Source organism: Variovorax sp. DAIF25, from assembly GCF_050711835.1.
In the GTDB taxonomy this organism is placed as follows: domain Bacteria; phylum Pseudomonadota; class Gammaproteobacteria; order Burkholderiales; family Burkholderiaceae_C; genus Variovorax.
Map to the genome: position 1 here is coordinate 709,246 of NZ_CP136636.1, position 21,481 is coordinate 730,726.

The window sequence follows — 21,481 nt, forward strand, 5'->3', positions numbered from 1 at the left end:
TCATGAACCCCAGCTACAAACCCAGCGACGTCGAGTCCGCTGCCCAGGCGCAATGGAGCGCCGCCGATGCCTACCGCGTGACCGAGGACGCGAGCCGCAAGAAGTACTACGCCTGCTCGATGCTGCCGTATCCCAGCGGCAAGCTGCACATGGGCCACGTGCGCAACTACACGATCAACGACATGCTCACGCGCTACCTGCGCATGAGCGGCTACAACGTGCTGATGCCCATGGGCTGGGACGCCTTCGGCCTGCCGGCCGAGAACGCGGCGCTGAAGAACGGCGTGCCGCCGGCCAAGTGGACCTACGAGAACATCGCCTACATGAAGGGCCAGCTCCAGGCCATGGGCCTGGCGATCGACTGGAGCCGCGAGATCGCCACCTGCGATCCGAGCTACTACAAGTGGAACCAGTGGCTGTTCCTGAAGATGCTCGAGAAGGGCATCGCCTACCGCAAGACTCAGGTCGTGAACTGGGACCCGGTCGACCAGACCGTGCTGGCCAACGAACAGGTCATCGACGGCAAGGGCTGGCGCACCGGCGCCACGGTCGAGCGCCGCGAGATCCCGGGCTACTACCTGAAGATCAGCGACTACGCCGAGGAACTGCTCGAGCACACCCAGCACAAGCTGCCGGGCTGGCCCGAGCGCGTCAAGCTGATGCAGGAGAACTGGATCGGCAAGAGCGAGGGCGTGCGCTTCGCCTTCACCCATGACATCCAGGGTGCCGACGGCCAGTTGATCCAGGACGGCCGCATGTACGTCTTCACGACGCGCGCCGACACCATCATGGGCGTGACCTTCTGCGCCGTCGCGCCCGAGCATCCGCTGGCCGCGCATGCGGCGCGCTATGACGCCGAGGTGGCCGACTTCATCGAGGCGTGCAAGAGCGGCGGCACCACCGAGGCCGAGCTCGCCACGCAGGAGAAGAAGGGCGTGCCCACGGGCCTGACCGTGACGCACCCGATCACCGAGGAGCAGGTGCCGGTGTGGGTCGGCAACTACGTGCTGATCGGCTACGGCGACGGCGCCGTGATGGGCGTGCCCGCGCACGACGAGCGCGACTTCGCCTTCGCCAACAAGTACGGCATTGAGATCATCCAGGTGGTGCTGGTCGACGACGAGCCGCACTTCGACTATCACAAGTGGCAGGACTGGTACGGCGACAAGCAGCGCGGCGTGACCATCAACTCCGACAACTTCAGCGGCATGTCGTACAAGGAGGCCGTGGCCGCCGTGGCGCATGCGCTGGGCCAGAAGGGCCTGGGCGAGCTGCAGACCACCTGGCGCCTGCGCGACTGGGGCGTGAGCCGTCAGCGCTACTGGGGCACGCCGATCCCGATCATCCATTGCGAGGAGCACGGCGCGGTGCCGGTGCCCGAGAAGGACCTGCCGGTAGTGCTGCCCACCGACTGCGTGCCCGACGGTTCCGGCAATCCGCTGAACAAGCACGAAGGCTTCCATGCCGGCGTGGTGTGCCCGGTGTGCGGCAAGGCCGCGCGGCGCGAGACCGACACGATGGACACCTTCGTCGACTCGTCGTGGTACTTCATGCGCTACTGCGATCCGAAGAACGACCAGGCGATGGTGGCCGAGGGCGCCGACTACTGGATGCCGATGGACCAGTACATCGGCGGCATCGAGCACGCCATTCTTCACCTGCTGTACGCGCGCTTCTGGACCAAGGTGATGCGCGACCTCGGCCTGGTGAAGGCCGACGAGCCCTTCAGCAAGCTGCTGACGCAGGGCATGGTGCTCAACCAGATCTTCTACGCGCGCAACGAGAAGGGCGGCAAGGACTACTTCCCGCCCTCGGAAGTCACGCCGGAGCTCGACGCGCAGGGCCGCATCGTCGGCGGCACCGCGGCCGACGGCACCAAGGTCGAGTACGGCGGCGTCGGCAAGATGGGCAAGAGCGAGCGCAACGGCGTCGACCCGCAGGACCTGATCGAGAAGTACGGCGCCGACACCGCGCGCCTGTACACCATGTTCACGGCGCCGCCCGAAGCCACGCTCGAGTGGAACGACGCGGCCGTCGAGGGCAGCTACCGCTTCCTGCGCCGCGTGTGGAATTTCGGCGCGGCGCAGTCGGGGCTCGCGGTTGCCGCGGGCGGCAAGCCGACCTACGGCAAGCCGGCCCAGGCGCTGCGCCGCGAGGTGCACACCGTGCTGCGCCAGGTCGACTACGACTACCAGCGCATGCAATACAACACCGTGGTGTCGGGCGCGATGAAGCTGCTCAACGCCCTCGAGGGCTTCAAGCCCGACGGCAGCGCGGGCGACGCGGCCGCGCTGCACGAAGGCTTCGGCATCCTGCTGCGCTGCCTCTATCCCGCCACGCCGCACATCGCCCAGCAGCTGTGGACCGAGCTCGGCTACGACCAGGCGCTCGGCGCCCTGCTCGACGCGCCGTGGCCCACGGTCGACGTCGATGCGCTGGCGCAGGACGAGATCGAGCTGATGCTGCAGGTCAACGGCAAGCTGCGCGGCAAGCTGCTGGTGCCGGCCGGCGCCTCCAAGGACGAGATCGAGAAGCTCGCGCTGGCCTGCGAGGACTTCACCACCTTCGCGCCGGGCGCGAGCGCCAAGCGCGTGATCGTGGTGCCGGGCCGCCTGGTCAACGTGGTCATTTGAACAAGCCAAGCATGAACATCCGCACTGTCTCGCTGCCGCGCCGCGGCTTCCTCCTGGGCCTGGCGGCCGGCGGCGCCTCGCTGGGCCTGGCCGGTTGCGGCTTCGAGCTGCGCAAGCCGCCGGTCTTCGCCTTCAAGTCGATCGCGGTCTCGGGCAACTCGGCGCTGGTCAACCAGATCCGCCGCAACCTGCGCGCGGCGGGCACGGTGACCTTGCTGCCGGGCGACGACAAGAGCGCCGAGGCGGTGCTCGACATCCTCGGCGAGGACCGCGAGCGGCTGGTGGTGTCGACCAACTCGGTCGGCCTGCTGCGCGAGATCCAGCTCGTGCTCAAGGTGCGCTTCCGGCTGCACGCGCAGGGCGGCAAGGACCTGCTGGCGGCCACCGAACTCATGCAGACGCGCGACCTGACCTTCAACGAGACCAATGCGCTGGCCAAGGAAGGCGAGGCCGACCTGCTGTTCCGCGACATGCAGGTCGACATCGCGCAGCAGCTGGTGCGCCGCCTCGGGGCGGTGAAGACGCTGTGACCGGCCGCTGACGCGATGCAGCTTGCCAGCGCCCAGCTTCCGGCCCACCTGCAGAAGGGGCTGAAGCCGCTCTACACGATCCACGGCGACGAGCCGCTGCTCGCGCAGGAGGCGGCCGACGCCATCCGCGCGGCGGCGCGCGCGCAGGGCTACACCGAGCGCAGCTCGTACACCGTGGCCGGCGCGCACTTCGACTGGAGCGCGGTGCTCGCGGCCGGCGGCTCGCTCTCGCTGTTCGCCGACAAGCAGATGGTCGAGATCCGCATCCCCTCGGGCAAGCCCGGCAAGGACGGCAGCGCCGCGCTGCAGCAGATCGCCGAGGGCGCGGCTGCGAACGACAGCACGCTCACGCTGGTGATGCTGCCGCGGCTGGACAAGGCCACGCGCACCGGTGCCTGGTTCTCGGCGCTCGAGAACAACGGCGCCAGCATCCAGGTCGACCCGATCGAACGCGCCGCGCTGCCGCAGTGGATCGCGCAGCGCCTCGCGCTGCAGGGCCAGCGCGTGAAGCCCGGCGACGAGGGCCAGCGCACGCTGCAGTTCTTCGCCGACCGCGTCGAGGGCAACCTGCTCGCGGCGCACCAGGAGATCCAGAAGCTCGCGCTGCTGCATCCGGGCGGCGAACTCGGCTGGGAAGAGGTCGAGGGCGCGGTCAACAACGTCGCGCGCTACGACGTCTTCAAGCTGTCGGAGGCCGTGCTCGGCGGCAACCCGCAGCGCGTGGCGCGCATGCTCGACGGCCTCCAGGCCGAGGGCGAGGCCGAGGTGCTGGTGCACTACACGCTGGCCGAGGACATCCGCGCGCTCAAGCGCGTGAAGGACGCCATGGCCGCGGGCCGGCCGCTGCCGATGGCGCTGCGCGAGAACCGCATCTGGGGCCCGCGCGAGCGCGCCTTCGAGCGCGTGCTGCCGCGGCTGGACGACCGAATGCTGGCGCGGCTGCTGCGCGCGGCGCACCTGGTCGACGGCATCGTCAAGGGCCTGAAGCAGCCCGACTGGCCGGCCAGCGGCTGGCAGGCGCTGCAGCGGCTGGCGCTGATGCTGTGCCGCGCCTGCGGCAACGGTGGCGCCGCGGCACCGCGCCGCGCCTGAATTCCCGGCGTCAGCCGCCCGCAGGGTTGGCGTGGGAAAATGCCGGCCATGAACGCGTTCAATGTCAGTGAACACATGCAGACCCTGGGTCTGCAGGCAAAAACGGCCGCCGCCCTCATGGCGCGAGCGGATGCAGCTACCAAAAACGTAGCGTTGAAGGCGCTGGCCCGGCGCCTGCGCGAAGCCGGCGCGGTGCTCGCCACGGCCAACCAGAAGGACCTCGAGCGCGCCACGGCCGCCGGCCTGTCGGCGCCGATGGTCGACCGCCTGAAGCTCGGGCCCAAGGTGATCGAGACCGTGGCCCTCGGCTGCGAGCAGCTCGCGGGCATGGCCGACGTGATTGGCGAGATCATCGGCATGAAGCAGCAGCCCAGCGGCATCCGCGTCGGCCAGATGCGCGTGCCGATCGGCGTCTTCGGCATGATCTACGAGAGCCGTCCCAACGTGACCATCGAGGCCGCGAGCCTGGCGATCAAGTCGGGCAATGCCGCCATCCTGCGCGGCGGCTCGGAGGCCATCGAATCGAACAAGGCGCTGGCGCTGCTGGTGTCCGAGGCGCTGGCCGAGGCCGGCCTGCCGGTCGAGGCGGTGCAGCTGGTGCAGACCACCGACCGCGAGGCCGTCGGGCAGCTGATCGCGATGCCGCAGTTCGTCGACGTGATCATTCCGCGCGGCGGCAAGGGCCTGATCGAGCGCATCAGCCGCGACGCCAAGGTGCCGGTCATCAAGCACCTGGACGGCAACTGCCACGTCTACGTCGACGACACGGCCGAGTTCGGCATGGCGCTGCGCATCGTCGACAACGCCAAGACCCAGAAGTACAGCCCCTGCAACGCCGCCGAAGGCCTGCTGGTGGCGGCCTCGGTGGCCGAGGACTTCCTGCCGAAGATCGGCGCCATCTTCGCCGCCAAGGGTGTCGAGATGCGCTGCGATCCCGCCGCAGCCCAGATCCTGCGCGCCGATGGTGCTATCGATCCGGGAGCAAAGGTGGTCGACGCGGTGGAATCCGACTGGTCCGAGGAATACCTGGCCGCGGTGATCAGCATCAAGGTGGTGGCGGGCCTCGAGGAGGCCATCGCGCACATCAACCACTACTCGAGCCACCACACCGACGCGATCGTCACGCGCGACCACGTGAATGCCCAGCGTTTCCTGCGCGAGGTCGATTCGGCCAGCGTCATGGTCAATGCGAGCACACGCTTCGCCGATGGTTTCGAGTTCGGCCTGGGGGCCGAAATCGGCATCAGCACCGACAAGTTCCACGCCCGCGGACCGGTGGGCATCGAAGGGCTGACCTCGCTCAAGTACGTGGTGCTGGGGCAGGGCGAAGTCCGGACCTGAGGGGCGCGGCAGGTGCACCTGGAGTGCCCTTCGCGCCGGCGATGCGTGTGGATTTCACGTAGGCCGTGGTGCTTGTCATCGGGCTTCGTGCCCCCAAATCCTAGAATCCCGCATACCGTTAAGTAGAAAACAAAGAAGGCTGCCGCATGGTTCCGCATCTCGTCACAGCCTTGACCGGCCCGATCAACGAACTGGAGCAGCGGGTGCTCGACTCGATGCCCGCCATCGAGCGCTGGTTCCGGCTCGAGTGGATGGAGCACACGCCGCCGTTCTACAGCGCGGTCGACATCCGCAACGCGGGCTTCAAGCTGGCGCCGGTCGACACCAACCTCTTCCCCGGCGGCTGGAACAACCTCACCAAGGAAATGCTGCCGCTGGCGGTGCAGGCCGCGCAGGCCGCGATCGAGAAGATCTGTCCGGAGGCGCGCAACCTGCTGGTGATTCCCGAGAACAACGCCAAGAACAGCACCTTCTACCTGGCCAACGTGGCGCAGATGGTGCGGATCTTCCACATGGCCGGGCTCAACGTGCGCGTGGGCTCGATCGATCCGGCGATCAAGTCGCCCAAGAAGATCGAGCTGCCGCACGGCGACACCGTCACGCTCGAGCCGGTGGTGCGCACCAAGCGCCGCCTGGGCCTGAAGAACTTCGATCCCTGCACCATCCTGCTGAACAACTCGCTCTCGGCGGGCACGCCGGGCATCCTCGAGGACCTGCACGAGCAGTACCTGCTGCCGCCGCTGCACGCGGGCTGGTCGGTGCGCCGCAAGAGCAACCACCTGCACAGCTACGAGGAACTGTCCAAGCGCTTCGGCAAGCTGCTGGGCATCGATCCCTGGCTCATCAATCCGATCTACGCGCGCGCCGACGGCGTCGACCTGGCCGAGGGCCGCGGCCTCGACGTGCTGACCAGCCACGTCGACGCGGTGCTGACCAAGGTGCGCCGCAAGTACAAGGAATACGGCATCAACGAGAAGCCCTTCGTGGTGGTCAAGGGCCAGAGCGGCGCCGAGGGCCCGCGCGTGCTGACGGTGCGCGACGCCAAGGAGGTCGAGGGCCTGGCGGGCAAGGTGCGCGCCGCGGCGGCCCGGCCGGCCGGTGCGCGCGAGCCCGGCGAGATCATCGTGCAGGAAGGCGTGCTGACCAACGAGCGCGTGCACAACGGCGTGGCCGAGCCCGTGGTCTACATGATGGACCGCTACGTGGTCGGCGGCTTCTACCGCGTGCATGCCGACAGCGCGCCCGACGAGAACCTCAAGCTGCCCGGCGCGAGCTTCGTGCCGCTGGCCTTCTCCGAGAGCGCGCACCTGCCGCAGCCCGGTGCCAAGCCCGGAGCCAGCGCGCCCAACCGCTTCTACATGTACGGCGTGGTCGGCCGGCTCGCGATGGTCGCCGCCAGCTACGAGATGGAAGCCACCGACCCGGACGCCGAAGTCTACGAATGACCCCCACCGCGCGCCGTGTTTGCGGCCCGCGCGGGTGACGGCAGAATAGCGGCCCCACAGCAACGGAAATCAAAGGGCGGCGAGGGCGAGGATCGAGGCGCGGCGGATGCCACCGTCCGCCGATGTGCGCCCCCTGGCATACCTGATGCGTCGTCATCGCGAGCCGCCGGCCCTTTTCCCATCGACCTCGTGTCAGCCCCCAAATCCCTCTCCGCCGGCCTGATCGTCGGCGCCATCGGCGTCGTCTATGGCGACATCGGCACCAGCGTGCTGTATGCCGTCAAGGAAGTCTTCGGCCACGGCCACGTTCCCTTCACCGTCGAGAACGTCTACGGCATCCTCTCGATGTTCGTCTGGACGCTCACCACCATCGTCTCGCTCAAGTACGTGGTGCTCGTGCTGCGTGCCGACAACGAGGGCGAGGGCGGCCTGGTCGCGATGCTGGCGCTGGCCTCGCGCGCCGTGGCCGACAAGCCGCGGCTGCGCCACCTGTTGCTGGTGATCGGCATCTTCGGCACCTCGCTGTTCTACGGCGACGGGGTCATCACGCCGGCGATCTCGGTGCTGTCGGCGGTCGAGGGCCTGGAGGTGGTGTCGCCGCACTTCAAGCACTACGTGATCCCGATCACCCTGGTGGTGCTGTTCTGCCTGTTCGCGGTGCAGAAGCACGGCACCGCGGGCATCGGCCGCTTCTTCGGGCCGATCACGGTGGTGTGGTTCCTGGCGCTGGCGGTGCTCGGCGTGTGGCACATCGTCGACCACCCCGAGATCCTGAAGGCCCTGAGCCCGTTCTACGCGCTCAAGTTCATCTGGGACAACCCCGGCACCAGCTTCATCCTGCTGGGCGCTATCGTGCTGTGCGTGACCGGCGCCGAGGCGCTGTACGCCGACCTCGGCCACTTCGGCAAGGCGCCGATCCGCATCGCCTGGTTCACCGTGGTGATGCCGGCGCTGATCCTCAACTACTTCGGCCAGGGCGCGTTGCTCCTGGCCAACCCCGAGGCGGTGAAGAACCCGTTCTTCATGATGGCGCCCGAGTGGGCGCTGATCCCGCTGGTGCTGCTGGCCACCGCTTCCACGGTGATCGCCTCGCAGGCCCTGATCACCGGCGCCTTCAGCGTCACGCGCCAGGTGATCCAGCTCGGCTACCTGCCGCGCCTGAACATCGAGCACACCAGCGTGCGCACGGCCGGCCAGATCTACATCCCGCTGGTCAACTGGGGCCTGTTCGTGGCGATCGTGCTGGCGGTGGTCATGTTCCGCTCCTCGAGCAGCCTGGCCGCGGCCTACGGCATCGCCGTGACCACCGACATGCTGATCACCACGGTGCTGACCTTCTTCGTGATCCGCTACGCCTGGAAGCTGCCGCTGGCGCTGTGCATCGCCTCGACCGCGGCCTTCTTCTTCATCGACTTCATGTTCTTCGCGTCGAACCTGCTCAAGCTGCCCGAGGGCGGCTGGTTCCCGCTGGTGATCGGCGGCGCGGTGTTCGTGCTCATGATCACCTGGAAGGAAGGGCGCCGCCTCATGGGCGAGGTGCAGCGCTCCGATGCGATCGAGCTGAAGGCCTTCCTCGATTCGGTGTTCGAGAACCCGCCGGTGCGCGTGGACGGCACCGCCGTGTTCCTCACGGCCGAGCCCGGCGTGGTGCCCAACGCGCTGCTGCACAACCTCAAGCACAACAAGGTGCTGCACGAGCAGAACCTGTTCGTCACCGTGCGCAACCACGAGGTGCCGTGGATCCCGATGGACAAGCGCATCGAGATCGAGCCGCTGGGCCGCCATTGCTGGCAGGTGATCGTGCACTACGGCTTCAAGAACGACATCGACCTGCCGCGCGCGCTCGACAACGCGCGCCTGCGCGGCTGCCAGCTCGAGCCGATGCTGACCAGCTACTTCCTCTCGCGCGACGTCGTGATCCCCACGCTGGGCAGCGGCATGGCGCCCTGGCGCGAGAAGCTGTTCGCGCAGATGCACCACAACGCGAGCGGCGCGGCGGCCTTCCTGGGGCTGCCGAACAACGCGGTGGTGGAGCTGGGCTCGAAGATCGAGATCTGAGGCCGGCCCGCGCGCCTCAGCGGAAGTCGTCCGGCCGTTCCTGCGCGAGCCGCGCCATATGCGCCGCGATCGCGCCGGGCGTGGTGAACCAGATCTCGCCGCGGTCGCGCGCGAGCGCCAGCTGCGTCAACACGCCGCGCAGATGGCGCAGCCGGTAGGGCTGGCCCACGATGTAGGGATGCAGCGCGAGGCCCATCACCAGCGGCTGGGCGCGCGACTGCAGCAGCATCTCCTCGAAGTTGTCGAGCACCATCGCGCAGAAGTCCTTCGCGTCCATCAGCCGGCCCACGATCATCGGGATGTCGTTGAGCTCCTGCGGATAGGGCACCGACCAGATCGCGCCGCCGCCGCGCGTGCGCATGCGAACCGGCTGGTCGTCGTGGCACCAGTTGAGCGTGTAGCCGTAGCCGGTCTCGGCCAGCAGGTCGGGCGTGAGCGGGCTCTCGGAGATCCACGGCGACAGCCAGCCCGCGGGCGCCTGCCCGCTCTCGCGCGCCATGCGTTCGCGGCAGCGCACCAGCAGCGCGCGCTCGTGGTCTTCGCCGAGCGCGCCCTGGCGCTCGGCATTGCTGTGGCCATGGCCGATCAGCTCGTCGCCGCGCGCCACCACCACCTGCACCAGTTCCGGGCAGTGGTCGTACAGGGCCGTGTTGACCAGCGCGCCCGTGGGCAGCGCGAGCGCGTCGAACAGCTCGAGGCAGCGCCAGGCGCCCACGCGGTTGCCGTACTCGCGCCAGCCGTGGTTGAGCACGTCGGGCTGCGGCGAGGCCGGGCCGAGGCAGGCGCCCAGCCCGTCGCCGAAGGCGAAGTGTTCGAGGTTGAAGCCGAGGTAGACCGCGAGCCGCGCGCCGTTGGGCCAGCGGTAGTCGGGCCGGCGCGTGATCGGCCGGTAGTCGAAGCGGTCGTGCGAGGGCAGCAGTTCGGGCCAGCGTGTCGTCATGCCCAGGCCACCTGCAAGCCTCGTGCCCGATGGTCGACATATCGATCGGAAATGGTTGACCATCGTTCGGCCAGCGCGGGCCGGCACGGGCGGCCCGGCACAATCGCGCGATGCGTTTCTTCAAGGACCTGAGCCTCTCCGCCTTCACCGCCGGCTTCGTCGCCGTGCTCGTCGGTTTCACGAGTTCGGTGGCCATCGTGTTCCAGGCCGCGCAGGCCTTCGGTGCCACGCCCGAGATGGTGGCCTCGTGGATGTGGGCGCTGGGCATCGGCATGGGGCTGGCCTCGATGCTGCCCTCGCTGTGGTGGCGCAAGCCCGTGATGATCGCCTGGAGCACGCCCGGCGCCGCGGTGCTGGCGGTGGCCGGTGCGGGCCACGGCATGGGCGAGGCGGTCGGCGCCTTCGTCGTCTGCGCGCTGCTGATCGTGCTGGCCGGCGCCACCGGCTGGTTCGAGCGCGTGATGAATCGCATCCCGATGGCCATCGCCTCGGCGCTGCTGGCCGGCGTGCTCGCGCGCTTCGGCCTCGCGGCCTTCACCGCGGCGCAGACCGCGCTGCCCCTGGTGCTGCTGATGCTGGCCACCTACCTCGTGGGCAAGCGCTGGCTGCCGCGCTATGCGGTGCCGCTCACGCTGCTGGTGGCGATCGCCTTCGCGGCGGCGCGCGGCGAGCTCGCCTGGTCGGCGGTGCATTTCTCGCTGACCTGGCCGGTGTTCGTCATGCCGGTGTTCCACTGGCAGGCGATCGTGAGCCTGGCGCTGCCGCTGTTCGTCGTCACCATGGCCTCGCAGAACCTGCCGGGCGTGGCCGCGATCCGCGCCGCCGGCTACGGCGAGCTGCCGGTCAGCAAGCTCATCACGATCAGCGGCCTGACCACGCTGGTGCTCGCGCCCTTCGGCGCCTTCGCGCTCAACCTCAGCGCCATCACCGCCGCGATCTGCATGGGCCGCGAAGCCCATGAAGATCCGGCGCGGCGCTACACCGCGGCCGTGAGCTGCGGCGCGATCTACGTCGTGATCGGCCTGTTCGGCGCGGCCGTGACCGGGCTGCTCACGGCCTTCCCGAAGGAGCTGGTCGCGGCCATCGCGGGGCTCGCGCTGCTCGGCACCATCGGCGGCGGGCTGGCGGCCGCGGTGCGCGACGAGCCGCACCGCGAGGCCGCGCTGATCACCTTCCTGGTCACGCTCTCGGGCGTGACCATCGCCGGCATCGGCTCGGCCTTCTGGGGCGTGGTGGCGGGCGCGTTCGCGCTCGCGGTGCAGCGGCTGGGCAACCGGCCGGGTCCGCCAAAAGCCCCGGCCGGCCAGGGCCTCGCCGCTTCCGGCAACATCGCGACCGACAGCAGCAACATGGCGGCCCCGCCGGGCGCCGGAAAGACCTCCTGATGAAAAACATCCTCTTCGTGGCCGATCCGCTCGATCACTTCAAGATCTACAAGGACACCACCTTCTCGATGATGCGCGAGGCCCAGCGCCGCGGCCACCGCATCGCGGCCTGCCTGCCGCAGGACCTGCAGTGGGTGTCGGGCGGCAAGGTCACGGCCACGGTGCGCCAGGTCACGCTGACCGGCGACCCGAAGGACTGGTACGCCGTCGACATCGTCGAGACCAAGGCGCTGGCCGATTTCGACGCCGTGCTGATGCGCAAGGACCCGCCCTTCGACGCCGAATACATCTACGCCACCCACCTGCTCGAGCAGGCCGAGCGCGAGGGCGCGCGCGTGGTGAACAAGCCGCGCGCGCTGCGCGACCATCCCGAGAAGCTCGCGATCATGGAGTTTCCGCAGTTCACCGCGCCCACGCTGGTCACGCGCAGCGCGCAGGCGGTGCGCGACTTCCATGCGCAGCACGGCGACATCATCCTGAAGCCGCTCGACGGCATGGGCGGCATGGGCATCTTCCGCGTGAAGCAGGACGCGCTGAACCTCGGCTCGATCGTCGAGACGCTCAACAAGGACGGCGCCGAGACCATCATGGTGCAGCGCTTCGTGCCCGACGTGGTCGAGGGCGACAAGCGCATCCTGATCATCGCGGGCGAGCCCGCGCCCTTCGTGCTGGCGCGCATCCCGCAGGGCACCGAGGTGCGCGGCAACCTCGCGGCCGGCGGCAAGGGCGTGGCCCAGCCGCTCACGCCGCGCAACCGCGAGATCGCCGAGATCGTGGGCCGCGCGCTCGCGCCGCGCGGGCTGCTGCTGATCGGCCTCGACGTGATCGGCGACTCGGTGACCGAGATCAACGTGACCAGCCCGACCTGCTTCCAGGAGATCACGGAGCAGACCGGGTTCGACGTGCCGGCGATGTTCGTCGACGCGCTGGAGGCGCATCTGAAGCAGGCGGCCTGAGGGCCATGAAAAAAGGCGCCCGGGGCGATCTTCGCCCCGGGCGCCTTTTTTTCGATCCCGAGGAAGCCGGGATCGCCGATCAGAAGTCGACCGTGGCCGACAGGCTGAAGGTGCGCGGATTGCTCAGCACCAGGTAGCCCGAGCCCGGATAGCCGCCCACCGAAGCCCAGTAGTTGCGGTCGGCCACGTTCTCGATGCGCGCGCGCAGGGTCAGCAGCTTGCCGTTGCCGACTTCGGTGACGTAGCGCGCACCCACGTCCAGGCGCGTCCAGCCGGGCACGCGCAGCGTGTTGATCGCATCCGCGTAGCTCGAGCCGCTGGTCACGACGCGGCCGTTGAGCGACAGGCCCTGCACGCCCGGCACGTCCCATTCGACGCCGATGCTGCCCTGCGCCTTCGGCACGCCGATCACGCGCTTGCCATCGGTGGTGAGGCTGCCCGTTTCCTTCTGCTTGGCGTCGAGCCAGGTCACGCCACCGAGCACGCGCAGGCCCTTGGTCGCCTCGCCGAAGACGTTGAGCTCGACACCGCGGTGGCGGTCCTCGCCGCCGGCCTGGAACGAGCCGTTGGCCACGAAGGCGCGTGGCTTGGCGGTGCTGAACAGCGCCAGGCTGCCGCCGATGCGGCCGGCGTCGTACTTGACGCCGATTTCCTTCTGCTTCGACACGTAGGGACGCAGCGACTGGCCGGCGTTGAGCACCGGCTGGCCGTTCGATTGCGCGGGGGCGCTCTCGCCGGGCGACAGGCCTTCGATGTAGTTCGCGTAGACCGACAGGTCCTCGCGCGCCTTGAACACGATGCCGGCCACCGGGCTGGTGCGGCTCTGGTCGTACGAGGTGACGGTGCCGCCGGCCGAGGTCAGTTTGCCACCGCTCACGATCTGGTAGCTGATGTCGCTGGTCTCGATCGACTGGCGGCGCACGCCGAGCGTGACGAGCAGGCGGTCGTCCAGGAAGGACATCGTGTCGCCGATCGCCACGCTCTTGAGCGTGATGGTGCCGTTCAGGCGCGGGCTCGCGAGGTTGTTGCCCAGGTAGGTGAGCTGCGTCGGCAGGTAGCCGCGCGGGTAGTAGATGTTGCTGGCGAGCGTGCCGCCGGTGCCCAGGCCCAGGCCATAGGCGTTCTTCTTGTCGAGGTCGAAGTAGGAGTAGCCCAGCACCCACTCGTGGCCCACGCTGCCGGTGCGCGCCTTGCCGCGGATGCCGAGCTCGGCGGTCTTGACCTTGTCCTCGCGCGTGTTGTCGAAGCGGCTGGTGGTGAAGGCGCCGGTCAGGCCGTTGGACACCGTCGGGCCCGCGAGCGAGTTGTTCTCGTAGCTGCTGCGCGCGCCGGCCGCGGCCCAGGCCGTGATGTTCGGCGTGATGTCGTATTCGCCGCGCACCGAGCCGAAGGTGTCGCGCTCGTAGGAGTAGGTCCAGGGCTGGGCGAAGTTGGTGTCGTTGTCGGGCGCCTTGGGCACCACGGTGACGGCGCTGCCGAGCGTGACGTTGGGGCGCGTGTTGCGCAGGCGGTGTTCCTGGTGGCCGATGTCGGCCGAGATGCGCGCGTCGCGGCTGCGCCAGTCGAGACCGACCGCCAGCGCATCGAGCTTGACGCCTTCGCCGTTCACCGCCGTGCCGCCGTCGCGGTGGACGGCATTCACGCGCACGCCCACGCTGTCGTCGGGACCGAAGCGGCGCGCGATGTCGGTCGCGGCATAGGACTGCGAGCCGCTCGCGGTGCCGAGCGTGAACTGCGTGAGCGCTTCGTTCGGCGCGCGCTTGGGCAGCAGGTTGATGGTGCCGCCGATGCCGCCGCCCGTGGGCGCCGCGCCGTTGAGGAAGGCGCTCGCGCCGCGGAACACTTCCACGCGCTCGAACAGCTCGGAGGCGATGTACTGGCGCGGCAGCAGGCCGTACAGGCCGTTGTAGGCGATGTCGTCGGAATTGACGATGAAGCCGCGGATGAAATAGGACTCCTGGAAGTTGCCGAAGCCGCGCGCCACGCGCACCGAGGGATCGTTCTGCAGCACGTCGGCCACGCTGCGGGCCTGCTGGTTCTGGATCAGCTCGTTGGTGTAGTTGTTGCTCGAGAACGGCGTTTCCATCATGTCCCGGGTGCCCAGGATGCCGGCGCGGCCGCCGCGCGCCACCTGGCCGCCGGCGTAGGGCTTGGCCAGGCCTTCGGCCGAGGCATCGGCGCTGGCTTCGACGGTGATGGTGCCCAGCGCGGCGCCGGGGGCGGTGGGAGCGGTTGCGGCAGCCGGTGCCGGCGCGGCGCTCTGCGCCGAGGCCGTCAGGGCATGGAGGGCGAGCAGCGTCGCGGCGACGGTCGGGCGAAGGCTGGCGCGGAGAAGGGCGGAGGAGGCGGGCATGGACGGTTCGTTTTTCACGCAAATGAGAACCGTTATTGTTAACGGACTCCGTCGGCCCACCGATACTTTCTTGCAGTGTTGCAAAAATGTGTCAGAAAAAACGTTTCATCGGCAGGGCCATTGCCTGACCGAATCAGGTGTTGCCGCAGCGGCCGCGCCGGGGCCGCCCCCTCAGCGCTCCGAGCGCCGCCCGTCCACGAACACGTGCAGCTCGCCCGGCTCGAACGCGGTCCATTCCTCGTTGGTGGTCAGCGGCGCGGTCACCACCACCGCGACGCGGTCGTTGGGCGTGGTGTGCTGGGCGAAGTCGATCTCGAGGTCCTCGTCCGACAGCTGCGCGGTCACGAAGGGATGGCGCCGTTCCACGTACCAGAGGTGCGTGGAGGCATGGGCCCACAGCGCCTGGCCGTTCGAGAGCATGAAGTTGAAGGTGCCGTGCCGCGCGAGCTGGGGCGCGAGTTCGCGCAAGGTGAGCGTGAGCTCCTCGACGCTCGGCACGCCCGCATGCGACTTCGCGAGCTCCTGCATCAGCCAGCAGAAGGCGTGCTCGCTGTCGGTGTTGCCCACCGGGTGGAAGTTGCCGTGCAGCCGCGGGCGGAAGTCCTTCAGGTCGCCGTTGTGCGCGAACACCCAGTAGCGGCCCCACAGCTCGCGCACGAAGGGGTGGCAGTTCTGCAGGTTGACCTCGCCCTGGGTGGCCTTGCGGATGTGGGCGATGACGTTGCGGCTCTGGATCGGGTAGCGCCGGATCAGCTCGGCCACCGGCGACTCGCAGGCCGGCTGGTGGTCGACGAAATGGCGCAGGCCGCGGTCCTCGAAGAAGGCGATGCCCCAGCCGTCGGCGTGGTGGTCGGTGCGGCCACCGCGCTGCGCGAACCCCGTGAAGCTGAAGGTCACGTCGGTCGGCGTGTTGCAGTTCATCCCTAGCAATTGACACATGGGGCCATTAGACACCGCCCCCGCTTACCCGAGCGCCCGGGTTTGCTTCCGCTTCAGCGCAGGAAGCGGCCTTCCTTGGTCACGCGGACCATCTCGATGAAGCGCGAGCCGGTGTTGCTGGCGCCGGTGAAGTCGAGCTCCATGCCGGCGATGCGCAGCTTCATCGCCTTGAGCGCCGCATGCAGCCGCGCGCGCGTGAGGTCGCGGCCGGCACGGCGCAGCGACTCGATCATCACCAGCGCGTTCACGTAGCCCTCGAAGCTCAGGTAGCCGATGTCGACCTTGGCGCGCTCGGCGAGCTGGCGGTAGTCGCGCGCCACCGGCTCGACCTCGCTCCAGGGATAGGGCACCACCTGCGAGATCGCCAGCCCGCTGGTCTTGTCGCCCACCAGTTTGGCCGTGACGTCGCCCGGCACGATCGACATGCCGTAGAACATCTGGCGCCCGCCCGCGTCCCAGGCGCTCTTCATCACCTCGCCGCCGATGGCGCCGCCCAGGTACATGATCACCGCCTGCGCCTTGCTGTCGGCCAGCGCCTTGCCCATGGCGGCGTTGGTCGAGCCGTCGCCCTTGACCGCCACGGCCGCCACCGGCTTGAGCTGGTGCGCCGCGAGCGCGGCCTCGACCAGCTTCGTGACCTCGGCGCCGCCCGGGTTGTCGAGGCAGGCCGAGGCGATGCGCGTCACGCCGATGGTCGTGAGGTGCTGCACCAGCGCCTGCGCCTCGCGCGCGAAGGTGGCGCGCACGAAGTAGCCCGAGCCCATGACCTTCTCGCGCGCCGAATCCGACACCGCGTAGCCCGCGACCATCGGCGCGCCGCTTTGCGACAGCACCTTGGCCGCGGCCGCGGTGGTGGCCGAGCCGACGCAGCCGAAGAAGGCGAACGCGCGGTGCTCGCCGAGCAGCTTCTCGTAGTTGGCCACCGCCTTCTCGGGCGAGAGCTCGTCGTCGAGCGACACCAGCCGGATCTTGCGGCCCGAGACGCCGCCCTGCGCGTTGACGGCGTCGAAGGCCAGCCCGGCGCCGGCCATCACCACCTTGATCGGCGCGCCCAGCGGGCCGCTGAGGATGCCGGTGTGGCCGAGCACCACCTCGGTGTCCGTGACCCCGTTCTCGGCCGCGCGGGCCACGGAAAAAAGGCCAAGGCTGGCCGCGGCCGCCGAGGCGGCCATGAAATTCCGACGATGCATGGGAGAAAACCGTCCAATCGATACAACTGATAACAATTGAAATCGATGGGCGGGTGTTTGCCCGCAGGGGTTTACCCCGGCTTGCGGGGCACGTCGTCGGGATTCGCGCGGATGCGCAGCTGCCAGGCCGCGCAGATCGCGAGCGCGCACAGGCCGGCCAGCATCGCGAACACCTCGTCGAAGGCCGCCAGCCGCGCCGGGCTGGTCTGCGGGTTGGCGAGCGAGTCGCCGTGCGCCGCCAGCCGCCACTCGAGCACGATCGCGCACAGGCTCACGCCGGCCGCGCCGCCGAGCATGCGCACGAAGTTGATCGCGCTCGCGCCCTGCGGGATCAGCGGCTTGGCCAGCGGCCGCATCGAACCCAGGTTCAGCGAGGGCAGGATGAAGCCCAGCCCGATGCGCCCGACGATCGCGAACGCCACCAGCAGCCACAGCGCGCTGTCGGCGCGCAGCACCATCATCAGCGCGAACGAGGCCGCCAGCAGCGCCAGCCCGATGCTCACCAGCGCCCAGGTCGGCTGCCGGTCGGCCAGCCGGCCCACGCCCGCGATGGTGGCCGCCAGCACGAAGCCGGCCGGCAGCAGGATCGTCCCCACGTGCGAGGCCGACAGGTGCAGCCCGACCTGCATGTAGACCGGCAGCAGGTAGGTGGAGCCGAACAGCGCGGTGCCGTAGATGAAGGCGACCACGCTGCCCATCGCGAACTGGCGGTAGCCGAACAGCGCGAGGTTCATCAGCGGCGTGCCGCCCGCGGCCGCCAGCCGCCGCTGCCACCAGATGAAGAGCCCGAACGAGAGCAGCGCGCCGCCCAGCAGCGCGGCCGCCTCGAGCGGCGAATCGCCGCGCAGCGCCACCAGCCCGTTGAGCAGGCACAGCGTGCCCACGGTGCCGAGCGCGAGGCCGCGCACGTCGAGCCCGCCGCTGCGCGCCGCGACCGCGCCGCCGGGTGCGGTGGTCGGCACGAACTTGTAGGCCAGCCACAGCGAAGCGAGGCAGAACGGCACCACCATGTAGAAGATCGAGCGCCAGCCGAACAGGTCGACCAGCACGCCGCCGATGCTCGGGCCGATGGCCGGCGCCAGCACCACGCCCATGCCGAAGATGCCGCTCGCGCGACCCTGCTCGTGGGGCTCGAAGGCGCGCAGGATGATGATCGCGGGGATGGGCTGCACCACGCCCGCGGCCAGGCCCTCGGCCACGCGCGCCAGCAGCACCAGCGAGAAATCGTTGGCCATGCCGCCCGCGACGCCACCGGCCAGCAGCAGCAGCATCGTGCCCACGTAGGTGCGCCGGTAGCCGTAGCGCGCCAGCAGCCAGGGCGTGGTGAGCATCGACACCGTCATCGCCACCATGAAGCCCGAGCTCACCCACTGGGCGCGCTCCTGGCCCAGCGAGAAGTGGTGGCTCATGCCGGGGATCGCCACGTTGACGATGGTCGAGGACATGATCGAGGCCATCGTGCCGACCATCACCGACAGCAGCAGGTACCAGCGGTAGCGTTCGCCGTAGCGCGCGCGCAGCGGGCCCATGGCGGGGGGCGGGGCCGGCGGGGCGGCTTCGGGCGTCTCTTGGTGGGTCATCGGCGGTGGGGGAGCGTCGGGCGTGAAGGTCGGCGATGCCGGGCCCGTCGTCCTACAAGCATATCGGGCTTTGCGCGGCGGCCCGCGCAAGGGCCGGCTCCACAATGCCCGGGCTGTCCCGCATCCGACCCGCCGCCGATACAACGCAAAGACGACCATGGACCTCTCTCCGCCCGCGACGAACGACGACCTTCCATCCGAGCCCGCCGAGGGCGCGACCACCCTGGCCGCCGAGCTCGCCGCGCCCACCGTCACGCGCGCCTACCGCTGCCAGTGCGGCCGGCCCGTGTTCCTGCGCAACAGCGAATGCCTGGCCTGCCACACGCCGCTGGGCTACGTCGAGGACAGCCTCGGCGTGGTGCCGCTCGCGCCCGCCGCGGCCGAGGACGCCAACGGCAACGCCGTCGCCGAGCCCGACAGCTACACGATCTTCGGCGACCCGCAGGGCCCGACCTACCGGCGCTGCGCCAACCTGATGACGCCCGCGGCCTGCAACTGGATGGTGCCGGTGGCGCGCCCGGGCCAGGCGCTCGCGCCCGACACGCACGGCCTCGCGCCCGGCTACTGCCTGGCCTGCAGCGTCACGCGCACCATTCCCGACCTCTCGGTGGCCGGCAACGACGAACTCTGGCGCAAGCTCGAGCAGGCCAAGCGGCGCCTGATCTCGCAGCTGCTCGCGCTGCGGCTGCCGGTGGTGAGCCGCCATGCCGATCCGGTGCACGGCCTGGCCTTCGACTTCCTGAGCAACGTGCCGGGCGGCCCGCATGTGATGACCGGCCACGACACCGGCATCATCACCCTCAATGCCGAGGAGGCCGAGGACGCGGTGCGCGAGCGCATCCGCACCGAGATGCGCGAGCCCTACCGCACGCTGGTGGGCCACTTCCGCCACGAGATCGGCCACTACTACTGGGACCTGCTGGTGCTGCCCTCGGCCTGGCTCGAGGACTTCCGCACGCTGTTCGGCGACGAGCGCGCCGACTACGGCGCCGCGCTGCAGCAGCACTACAACCAGGGCCCGCCGCCCGACTGGGCGCAGCGCCTCGTGAGCAGCTACGCCAGCATGCATCCGTGGGAGGACTGGGCCGAGACCTGGGCCCACTACCTGCACATGGCCGATTCGGCCGACACCGCGATGAGCTTCGGCGTCGATGCCACCAACGTCGAACTCACGAGCGACCTCTTCACGCCCGAGGACCTGTGGCGGCCCGAGCATCCCGAGGCCGCGAAATTCCTCGACTTCATCAACAGCTGGGTGCGGCTGACCAACGTGCTCAACGAGCTGTCGCGCAGCATGGGCCAGCCCGACTTCTATCCCTTCGTGCTGCCGCGCACCGCCGTCGGCAAGCTGCAGTTCATCCACTGCGTGGTGACCGAGCTGCGCGGCGACGGCGGGCCTTCGCTGGTGACGGCGCAGGATGTGGAGGCAGCGGCCGAGGCCGCTGCGGAAGCACAGGAGCAGGCCCAGGCACCGGAGCAGATGCAGGAGCAGGTGCAGGGACAGCAGCAGTCGCAACAGCAGACGGCCGAGGCGCCGGCCCAGCCCGCGGTTCAGTCGCCCTGAACGCCCGCCGCGCAGCGCGCGCAGATGCAGGCCTGGCCGCGCAGTGCCTCGGGCAGGCGCTCGAGCGGTGCCTGCGAGAAATCCACCGCCATGCACCAGCACGGCGGCTGCGGCTGGCCGGTCTCGCGCTCGATCTCCATCGCGCAACGGTTCGCCTCGCCGCACAGCGGGCAGCGCGTGGCGTCGAGCGCCTGCACCGTGTTCGCCATCACGCGAGCTCGAACGGCGGCAGCTTCTTCGGCACCGCCACGTTGTTCAGCGTGGCATAGACTGGCAGGCCACCGCGGTAGGCCGGGTAGTCCTCGCCTTCGATCAGCGGCAGCAGGTAGCGCCGGCATTTCTCGGTGATGCCGTAGCCGTCGTCGGAGATGAAGTCGCGCGGCATCGGCTTCTCGACATTGGCCACCGAGGCCAGCGGCGCGCTGCCGATGGCGTAGGCATAAGGCAGGTCGCTGGTGCGTTCGATCGTCGGCATCACCGCGTTGTGGCCCTCGAGCGCGAGCTCGACCGCGCGCTGCCCGAGTTCGTAGGCCTGGCGCACGTCGGTGGCCGAGGCGATGTGGCGCGCCGCGCGCTGCAGGTAGTCGGCCACCGCCCAATGGAACTTGTGGCCCAGCGCGTCCTTCACCATCTGCGCCACCACGGGCGCCGCGCCGCCGAGCTGCGCATGCCCGAAGGCGTCGCGCGTGCCCTGCTCGGCGAGGAAGGTGCCGTCGGGATGGTGGCAGCCCTCGGACACCACCACCGAGCAGTAGCCGTGCTGCTTCACCAGCGCATCGACGCGCGCGAGGAAGCGTGTCTTGTCGAACTCGATCTCGGGGAACAGCACCACCACCGGAATGCCCTGGTCGGCCACCAGGCCGCCGGCCGCCGCGATCCAGCCCGCGTGCCGGCCCATCACCTCGAGCACGAACACCTTGGTCGAGGTGGCGGCCATCGAGCGCACGTCGAACGAGGCCTCGAGCGTGGACACCGCCACGTACTTCGCGACCGAGCCGAAGCCCGGGCAGCAGTCGGTCAGCGGCAGGTCGTTGTCGATGGTCTTGGGCACGTGGATGGCTTGCAGCGCATAGCCCATCGACTGCGAGAGCTGGCTCACCTTGAAGCAGGTGTCGGCCGAATCGCCGCCGCCGTTGTAGAAGAAGTAGCCGATGCCGTGCGCCTTGAAGACCTCGATCAGCCGCTCGTACTCGCGCCGGTTCTTCTCGAGCGACTTGAGCTTGTAGCGGCAGGAGCCGAAGGCGCCCGCGGGCGTGCTGCGCAGCGCGGCGATGGCCTCGGCCGCCTCGGCGCCGGTGTCGATCAGGTCCTCGGTCAGCGCGCCGATGATGCCGTTGCGCCCGGCATAGACCTTGCCGATGCGCTCGGGATGTCGGCGCGCCGTTTCGATCACGCCGCAGGCCGAGGCATTGATGACCGAGGTGACACCGCCCGACTGGGCGTAGAAGGCGTTGGTGGGGTTCGTGGGCATGCGG

15 protein-coding genes and 1 pseudogene are annotated in these 21,481 nt (G+C 69.5%); 9 read left to right on the forward strand and 7 right to left on the reverse strand.

Annotated elements, in window-relative coordinates:
* Positions 1 to 2: 2 nt before the first annotated feature.
* From leuS to R0232_RS03370, 6 genes are all read left to right on the forward strand, one after another.
* Positions 3 to 2,633, forward strand: coding sequence for a leucine--tRNA ligase (gene leuS, locus R0232_RS03345; RefSeq protein ID WP_431511235.1), 2,631 nt, complete (start codon positions 3 to 5; stop codon positions 2,631 to 2,633).
* 11 nt (positions 2,634 to 2,644) lie between these two features.
* Positions 2,645 to 3,163 (forward strand): LPS assembly lipoprotein LptE, encoded by a 519-nt coding sequence (gene lptE, locus R0232_RS03350; protein WP_093350530.1) that lies wholly within the window; start codon positions 2,645 to 2,647, stop codon positions 3,161 to 3,163.
* A 15-nt stretch (positions 3,164 to 3,178) separates the two neighbouring features.
* Positions 3,179 to 4,255: a DNA polymerase III subunit delta gene (gene holA / locus R0232_RS03355; RefSeq protein WP_431511236.1), complete on the forward strand. Its 1,077-nt coding sequence runs from the start codon at positions 3,179 to 3,181 to the stop codon at positions 4,253 to 4,255.
* A gap of 48 nt (positions 4,256 to 4,303) precedes the next feature.
* Positions 4,304 to 5,596: a glutamate-5-semialdehyde dehydrogenase gene (locus R0232_RS03360; protein ID WP_208513422.1), complete on the forward strand. Its 1,293-nt coding sequence runs from the start codon at positions 4,304 to 4,306 to the stop codon at positions 5,594 to 5,596.
* A 146-nt stretch (positions 5,597 to 5,742) separates the two neighbouring features.
* Complete coding sequence (gshA, locus tag R0232_RS03365; protein WP_093350539.1) at positions 5,743 to 7,041, forward strand: glutamate--cysteine ligase; 1,299 nt, start codon at positions 5,743 to 5,745, stop codon at positions 7,039 to 7,041.
* 189 nt (positions 7,042 to 7,230) lie between these two features.
* A complete protein-coding gene (locus R0232_RS03370; protein ID WP_093350542.1) occupies positions 7,231 to 9,099 on the forward strand; it encodes a potassium transporter Kup in 1,869 nt (622 codons plus the stop codon).
* Between the two features lie 16 nt (positions 9,100 to 9,115).
* Here R0232_RS03370 and R0232_RS03375 read toward each other — a convergent pair whose 3' ends face one another.
* A complete protein-coding gene (locus tag R0232_RS03375) occupies positions 9,116 to 10,039 on the reverse strand; it encodes a polysaccharide deacetylase family protein (RefSeq protein WP_431511237.1) in 924 nt (307 codons plus the stop codon).
* A gap of 107 nt (positions 10,040 to 10,146) precedes the next feature.
* Here R0232_RS03375 and R0232_RS03380 point away from each other — a divergent pair.
* Positions 10,147 to 11,424 (forward strand): annotated as a pseudogene (locus tag R0232_RS03380) (benzoate/H(+) symporter BenE family transporter); the annotation flags it as partial.
* Positions 11,424 to 12,380: a glutathione synthase gene (gshB, locus tag R0232_RS03385; protein WP_057593846.1), complete on the forward strand. Its 957-nt coding sequence runs from the start codon at positions 11,424 to 11,426 to the stop codon at positions 12,378 to 12,380. The pseudogene R0232_RS03380 and the gene gshB, both read left to right, overlap by 1 nt.
* A gap of 79 nt (positions 12,381 to 12,459) precedes the next feature.
* Here gshB and R0232_RS03390 read toward each other — a convergent pair whose 3' ends face one another.
* From R0232_RS03390 to R0232_RS03405, 4 genes are all read right to left on the reverse strand, one after another.
* Complete coding sequence (locus tag R0232_RS03390) at positions 12,460 to 14,733, reverse strand: TonB-dependent receptor (RefSeq protein ID WP_398495410.1); 2,274 nt, start codon at positions 14,731 to 14,733, stop codon at positions 12,460 to 12,462.
* Positions 14,734 to 14,904: 171 nt separating this feature from the next.
* Positions 14,905 to 15,672 carry a class II glutamine amidotransferase gene (locus tag R0232_RS03395; RefSeq protein ID WP_208513417.1) on the reverse strand — a complete coding sequence of 256 codons (768 nt, stop codon included), beginning with the start codon at positions 15,670 to 15,672 and terminating at the stop codon, positions 14,905 to 14,907.
* Between the two features lie 53 nt (positions 15,673 to 15,725).
* Entirely contained in the window at positions 15,726 to 16,862 is a 1,137-nt protein-coding gene (locus R0232_RS03400; protein WP_093350556.1) for an ABC transporter substrate-binding protein, read from the reverse strand.
* A 71-nt stretch (positions 16,863 to 16,933) separates the two neighbouring features.
* Positions 16,934 to 18,442: an MFS transporter gene (locus R0232_RS03405; protein WP_431511238.1), complete on the reverse strand. Its 1,509-nt coding sequence runs from the start codon at positions 18,440 to 18,442 to the stop codon at positions 16,934 to 16,936.
* Between the two features lie 157 nt (positions 18,443 to 18,599).
* On the opposite strand from R0232_RS03405, the gene R0232_RS03410 reads away from it, so the two are divergent.
* Positions 18,600 to 20,006, forward strand: coding sequence for a zinc-binding metallopeptidase family protein (locus tag R0232_RS03410; RefSeq protein WP_431511239.1), 1,407 nt, complete (start codon positions 18,600 to 18,602; stop codon positions 20,004 to 20,006).
* On the opposite strand, the gene R0232_RS03415 is transcribed toward R0232_RS03410, so the two are convergent.
* Entirely contained in the window at positions 19,994 to 20,215 is a 222-nt protein-coding gene (locus R0232_RS03415) for a cysteine-rich CWC family protein (RefSeq protein ID WP_208510532.1), read from the reverse strand. The two genes, R0232_RS03410 and R0232_RS03415, sit on opposite strands and share 13 nt — an antisense overlap.
* A complete protein-coding gene (locus tag R0232_RS03420) occupies positions 20,215 to 21,477 on the reverse strand; it encodes a 6-phosphofructokinase (protein ID WP_431511240.1) in 1,263 nt (420 codons plus the stop codon). Before R0232_RS03420 ends, R0232_RS03415 begins: the two co-directional genes overlap by 1 nt.
* Positions 21,478 to 21,481 lie beyond the last annotated feature (4 nt).

What these genes read in the sequence shown, in the direction of transcription:
- R0232_RS03375 (WP_431511237.1), bottom strand. Translation starts at nt 10,039, where the DNA reads ATGACGACACGCTGGCCCGAACTGCTGCCCTCGCACGACCGCTTCGAC.
- leuS (WP_431511235.1), top strand. Translation starts at nt 3, where the DNA reads ATGAACCCCAGCTACAAACCCAGCGACGTCGAGTCCGCTGCCCAGGCG.
- gshA (WP_093350539.1), top strand. Translation starts at nt 5,743, where the DNA reads ATGGTTCCGCATCTCGTCACAGCCTTGACCGGCCCGATCAACGAACTG.
- R0232_RS03405 (WP_431511238.1), bottom strand. Translation starts at nt 18,442, where the DNA reads ATGACCCACCAAGAGACGCCCGAAGCCGCCCCGCCGGCCCCGCCCCCC.
- lptE (WP_093350530.1), top strand. Translation starts at nt 2,645, where the DNA reads ATGAACATCCGCACTGTCTCGCTGCCGCGCCGCGGCTTCCTCCTGGGC.
- R0232_RS03390 (WP_398495410.1), bottom strand. Translation starts at nt 14,733, where the DNA reads ATGCCCGCCTCCTCCGCCCTTCTCCGCGCCAGCCTTCGCCCGACCGTC.
- gshB (WP_057593846.1), top strand. Translation starts at nt 11,424, where the DNA reads ATGAAAAACATCCTCTTCGTGGCCGATCCGCTCGATCACTTCAAGATC.
- R0232_RS03360 (WP_208513422.1), top strand. Translation starts at nt 4,304, where the DNA reads ATGAACGCGTTCAATGTCAGTGAACACATGCAGACCCTGGGTCTGCAG.
- R0232_RS03410 (WP_431511239.1), top strand. Translation starts at nt 18,600, where the DNA reads ATGGACCTCTCTCCGCCCGCGACGAACGACGACCTTCCATCCGAGCCC.
- R0232_RS03415 (WP_208510532.1), bottom strand. Translation starts at nt 20,215, where the DNA reads ATGGCGAACACGGTGCAGGCGCTCGACGCCACGCGCTGCCCGCTGTGC.
- holA (WP_431511236.1), top strand. Translation starts at nt 3,179, where the DNA reads ATGCAGCTTGCCAGCGCCCAGCTTCCGGCCCACCTGCAGAAGGGGCTG.
- R0232_RS03400 (WP_093350556.1), bottom strand. Translation starts at nt 16,862, where the DNA reads ATGCATCGTCGGAATTTCATGGCCGCCTCGGCGGCCGCGGCCAGCCTT.
- R0232_RS03420 (WP_431511240.1), bottom strand. Translation starts at nt 21,477, where the DNA reads ATGCCCACGAACCCCACCAACGCCTTCTACGCCCAGTCGGGCGGTGTC.
- R0232_RS03395 (WP_208513417.1), bottom strand. Translation starts at nt 15,672, where the DNA reads ATGTGTCAATTGCTAGGGATGAACTGCAACACGCCGACCGACGTGACC.